The 5,175-nt window shown below is 69.2% G+C and carries 2 protein-coding genes; both read left to right on the forward strand.

Going from position 1 to position 5,175, the window contains the following annotated elements; translation table 11 throughout:
* Positions 1-1,612 (forward strand): DUF2345 domain-containing protein (locus tag G474_RS0117570; protein WP_026688102.1); only part of this gene is annotated, 1,612 nt, incomplete at its 5' end.
* Positions 1,613-1,624: 12 nt separating this feature from the next.
* The coding region (locus G474_RS0117575) for a DUF6531 domain-containing protein (protein ID WP_026688103.1) at positions 1,625-5,175 on the forward strand (3,551 nt) is incomplete at its 3' end.

Consider the following 5,175-nt stretch of genomic DNA (forward strand, 5'->3'; position numbering starts at 1 on the left):
CAACCTGCCCGGCAACCGCAAGCTCGCCGCCCTCAAGAGCAAGATGTACAAGGGCAACGGCGCCAACGAACTGCTCTGGGACGACACCACCGGCGAACAGCGCATCCGGGTCGCCTCCGACCATGCCGCCACGGCCCTGAACCAGGGCTACCTGGTGCATCCCCGGGTAGGCGGCAACGGCGAGCCCCGGGGCGAAGGCTTCGAACTGCGTACCGACCACTACGGCGCCCTGCGGGCCGCCAAAGGCCTGCTGATCAGCACCGATCCCCGGGAAAACGCCAAGAGCACGCACCTGGACTCCCGGGAACTGACCACCCAGATGCAGGGGGCCCTGGAAATGAGCCAGGCCCTTACCGAAGTGGCCGAAGGACACACGGCCGAAGCCCTGGCCGTCAATGCCGAGACCCGGAAGCTGCTGGAAGCAGCGCGCCGGACCTACAGCCAGTCGGGCGGCACCGGCGTCCAGGCCCAGGTGCCCGGCTATGCCGAACCGATCCTGGCCCTGTCGAGCCCGGCGGGCCTGGTCTGCAGCACCCCGAAGACGGGGCAGCTGGTGGCCGGGGAACACCTGCACCTGAGCAGCCAGCAGGACACCAACCTGGCCATCGGGCGGAAGTTCGCCATGGCGGTGAAGAAGGCCTGGAGCGTGTTCGTGGATGAACTGGAGATCAAGCTCTTCGCCGGCAAGGGCAAGGTGCTGATCCAGGCCCACGACAACAACATCGAAGCCACGGCCAAGCGGGACTTCAAGATCGCCTCGGTGGCCGGGAACATCGAAATCTCCACCCCCAACGCCCTGACCCTCACCGGCGGCGGCTGCCAGATCCGCCTGGCCGCCGGCACCATCGACATCAAGGCCCCGGGACCCGTGAATATCCACGGCCATGTGAAAACCCTCACCGGACCCGCCGGCGCCAGTTTTGCCGGCCAGCTGCCCCAGATGCCCATGCAGCCCGGCGACGTCCAGCTGCGCCATTTCTACGAAACCGAGGAAACCCCGGTGGCCGGCGCCCCCTACAAGGCCATCCTGGCGGACGGCTCGATCCGCACCGGAGTCCTGGACGGGGCCGGCAAGGCGCTGCTATCGGGGGTTCCCAAGGGCGCCCTGCAGGTGTTCTACGACGTGGATCCCCGCCCCTTCCAGGAACAGGAGGGCTGGTACCGGGTCAAGGAAGAAACCGGCCACCTGGCCACGGAAATGATGCAGAAGCTCCAGGCCAGCGCCGCCGGCATCGACCTGGGGCAGCTGCAGCAGGCCCTGGGCCAGTTGCCCGGCCTGGACCCAAAGCTGCTGCCCCAGGCCCTGGGGTCCCTGGCACTGCCCCAGTTGCAGCAACTGCAACAGACCCTGGGCGCCGCCGCCGGTCTCGATGCCGGCCAGCTGCAACAGGCCCTGGCCGGCCTGGGGCTGCCCCTGGCCCTGCCACAACTGCCACAAACCAGCCTGGGCCTGCCCACCATGCCCACCATGCCCACCATGCCCGGGATGCCATCAATGCCAGGGCTGCCGACCCAGTTGCCCGGGCCCCTCTCGCAATTGCCCCTGCCCGCCGCCAAAAGCCCCGGCCTGAGCGCCACAACACCCGGCATCAAGCCCCCCACCACCTTCTGACCCGCCCTGCCCATGACCGCCGCCACCACCCCGGAAATCCCGCCCACCCCGCACCTGATCGTCCCCACCGACGGCCTGCCCCTGGACGACCCCGCCCGTTACGCCGGCCAGGTGGAAGAAGACGCCTACGTGGCCATGAGCACCTGGATCAAGGGCATCCTCAGCCTGGACCAACCGGACCCGGAGCTGCTGCTGCGCCCGGTGATGCCCGCCCAGCCCGGCCTGGGGCGGGCCCTGGCCGCCCATGACGTACTCCTGGACCTGGGGCGCCTGGCCTGCCATGACGAGCAGGCCGCCCAATGGGGCTACCTGCTCACCCCCAACTGGCTCACCCTGCTCATCGACATGGTCGGCTACGACCCGGAACGCGGCGGCGTCATCAAGGGCATCAAGCCCGCCCTGGCCATGATCACCAACAAGCGGGGCGCCTACGAACTGGTGCGCCAGCACCTGATCGCCATCGGCACCGGCAAGGCCATGGATGAACTGGAAGCCATCGCCGCCGGCAAGATGGATGGCTGGCCCGGAACCTACGGAGCAGCCTTCGGGGAAATCGTCGAAGCCTACCGGCAGAAGTGCCAGACCCTGCTGCAACAGCAGCCCCAGCTGCGCCCCACCGCCAGGCTGGCAGAGCTCACGGGCAGCGATGATGCCCAGGTGATCATCGACAGGCTGTTCAACGCCACCCGGGACAAGGCCGTGGAATACCTGGGCCGGGCGGTCCAGGGGGACGAGCAGATGCTGGGGCTGAAGCCCCAGGTGCTGAAATTCCTGGCCCAGGGCAAGGTCCAGGTCGCGCCGGGCAGTCCCGAGCATGTCCCGGAAAAGCAGAAGGAAAACCAGAACAAGGAAAAATGCCGCCCTGCGGACACCAGCGCCCCCGCCGAGCATCCCCAGCCCAGTAACGAGCAGATCGCCTACCAGAGCAACCGGCTCCTGGGCAGCCTGGCCGACGAGGCCGCCAAGGACTGCTGCCCCAAGAACTGCGCCGCCGAAGGCCTGCCCAATACCAGCGACAACCCCATCCACTTCAGCACGGGCCAGGAACTCCTGTACCAGCACGATTTCGGCGCCCCGGGCCTGATGCCGGTGAGCTTCACCCGCTGCTACCGTTCCTCCCACCGGGCCTATGACCAGGGCCTCCTGGGCGCCCGCTGGACCACGGCCTACACCACCGCCTTCAGCGATCTGCCCGCCGGGCCCGGCCAGGAAGCCGCCCTGATTTACCACGACGGGAGCGGCCGCAACGTGCGCCTGCCCGCCCTGGCCGTGGGAGAAACCCACGACGCGGTACTGGAATCCTTCCAGGTCCGGCGCGATGGCCCCGGGGAATTGAGCATTCTCTACCCCTACGGCGGCCGGGACCTGTTCCAGGCCGCAACCCCGGGCCATTACCCCCTGCGCCGACGGGAAAGCGCTGCCGGCCCGGTGCTGCACCTGCTACCCGGCGACCAGGCCCGGCACCATTTCCAGGCCCTGCCCATGGCCGCTTTCCTGAATCCGGAGGCCCTGCTGGTGATCACCGACGGGGAAGCCCTGTGGCTGGAATGCCTGCCTGCCGACAGCAGCGCCCTGCTGGCCGACTCCCCTGCCGCCCGGCAGGGCATTGCCGCCCTGGATGCCGTGCACCGGGCCGACCAGCAAGCCGGCAAGGCCCATATCGCCCAGGCGGGCCAGGGCCTCGCCCCCGGGGCCTGGCAGGCGCAGCTGCGGCGCCGCATCGGCCGCATCGAACAGCTGCTGCCCGACGGCAGCCGGCATCTGCACGTGCGCTACCGTTACGCCCCCACCCTGGACGCCCAGGGCGGCCAGCCGGTCCTGGAGCTGGTGGAACAGGAAGACGCCCTGGGTCACCGGCGCCATTACGCCTACACCCAGCTGCCCCCGGGCCCCGACCACCCCGGTGCCCGCCACCTGCTCAGCCGTTACACGGCCTACAGCCTGGACGGTCAGGGCTTCGGACAGAACCTGGAATGGCGCATCGACCCGGCCTGGGCGCCCCGGGGCAGGGATGCCGGGCATCCCCTGGCCACCCGCTGCATCCGCACCGTGGCCGATGACGGCAGCGAGGACACCCGCTTCTTTTACCGCCCCGCCCGCTGGGAAACCGAGGTGCACACCCCCGACGGGGTCCGCCGCGTCTACCAGTACGACCGGCATCACCTGATCCTCTCCGTGCTCACCCTGCGTGACGATGACAGCCACCGTCTGGCCCAGCAGCTCTGGGACAAGCGCGGCAACCTGACGAAGCGTATCGATGCCGAGGGACGTACCACCTGCTTCCGCTACGACGCGGCAGACAATCTGCTCGCCGTCATCGACCCCAGCGGTGCCACCACCCGCTATCGCTACGATGGCGAACGCAACCCCGTCGCCATCACCGATCCCGCCGGCCAGGTCTGGCAGCGGGAGTACGACGGGCGCCACCAGCTTCTGGCCGAAACCGACCCCGCCGGGCGCCGCAGCAGCTGGCGCTACGACGCCCGGGGCCAGCTGGTGGGCAGTACCGATGCCCGGGGCGGCAGCCGCACCATGGCTTACAACCGCAGCGGCCAGCTGCTGGCTTACACCGATTGTTCCGGCCACACTACCCGCTACAGCTACGACCGCCTGGGCCGCCCCCTGGGCAGCACCGATCCCGCCGGTCAGACCACCCACGTGGTGACCGACCGCCTGGGCCGCATCATTTCCCTGCAGCAGCCCGACGGCAGCCGCAGCACCTGGCAATACGATGCCCAGGGCCGCCTGGCCGGCTTTACCGACCCCCTCGGCCGCAGCGCCCGCCAGACCTACAACGGCCAGGGGCTGCCCCAGACGCTGACGGACCCCCTGGGGCAGACCCTCACCTTCCATTACAACAGCGCCCTCCAGCTCGTGGCCCTGGAGAATCAGAACGGCGAGCGCACCACCTTCCGTTACGACACCGAGGGCCGCCTGCGCGAGGAAACGGCTTTTGACGGGCAGCTCACCCGCCATGCCTACAGCGATTCCGGCCAGCTGCTGGAAAGCCGCCAGGGCAAGTTGCACTTTCTTTATCGGCGCGACGAGCTGGGCCGTCTGCTGCGCCGCACGGTTCAGGCCGAGGGGGAGCCCGGGCGGCTGGAGAGCACCTTCCGCTACGATGCCCTGGGCCGCCTGGTGGCGGCCGCCAATGATCAGGTCCGGCTCACTTTTGCCTATGACGCCACCGGTCAGCTTCTGGAGGAGACCCAGTCCCTTTGCCTCAAGTCCGGCAGCACCCGCCTGGAGCGTTGTTTCACCTTGCGCCATGAGCTCAATGCCCTGGGGCAGCGCAGTGCCACCACCTTGCCCCATGGCCGCCGCCTGGACCTGCAGCGTTACGGGCCCGGCCACTGGATCGGCGCCCTCTGGAACGGCCGTCCCCTGGTGGATGTGGAGCGTGATGCCCTGCACCGGGAGCTCGTCCGTACCTGGGCCTGGCAGCCTGCGCCCGGGGCGGACGGAACGACCCCGCCGCGTCTGGAGCGCAGTTGGGACAGTCTTTCCCGTCCCGCCCGCTGGCGCCTCACCGGGCTTCAGGGGGAGACGCTTTCCGCCCGTTC

Source organism: Azovibrio restrictus DSM 23866 (assembly GCF_000429665.1).
Taxonomy (GTDB): domain Bacteria; phylum Pseudomonadota; class Gammaproteobacteria; order Burkholderiales; family Rhodocyclaceae; genus Azovibrio; species Azovibrio restrictus.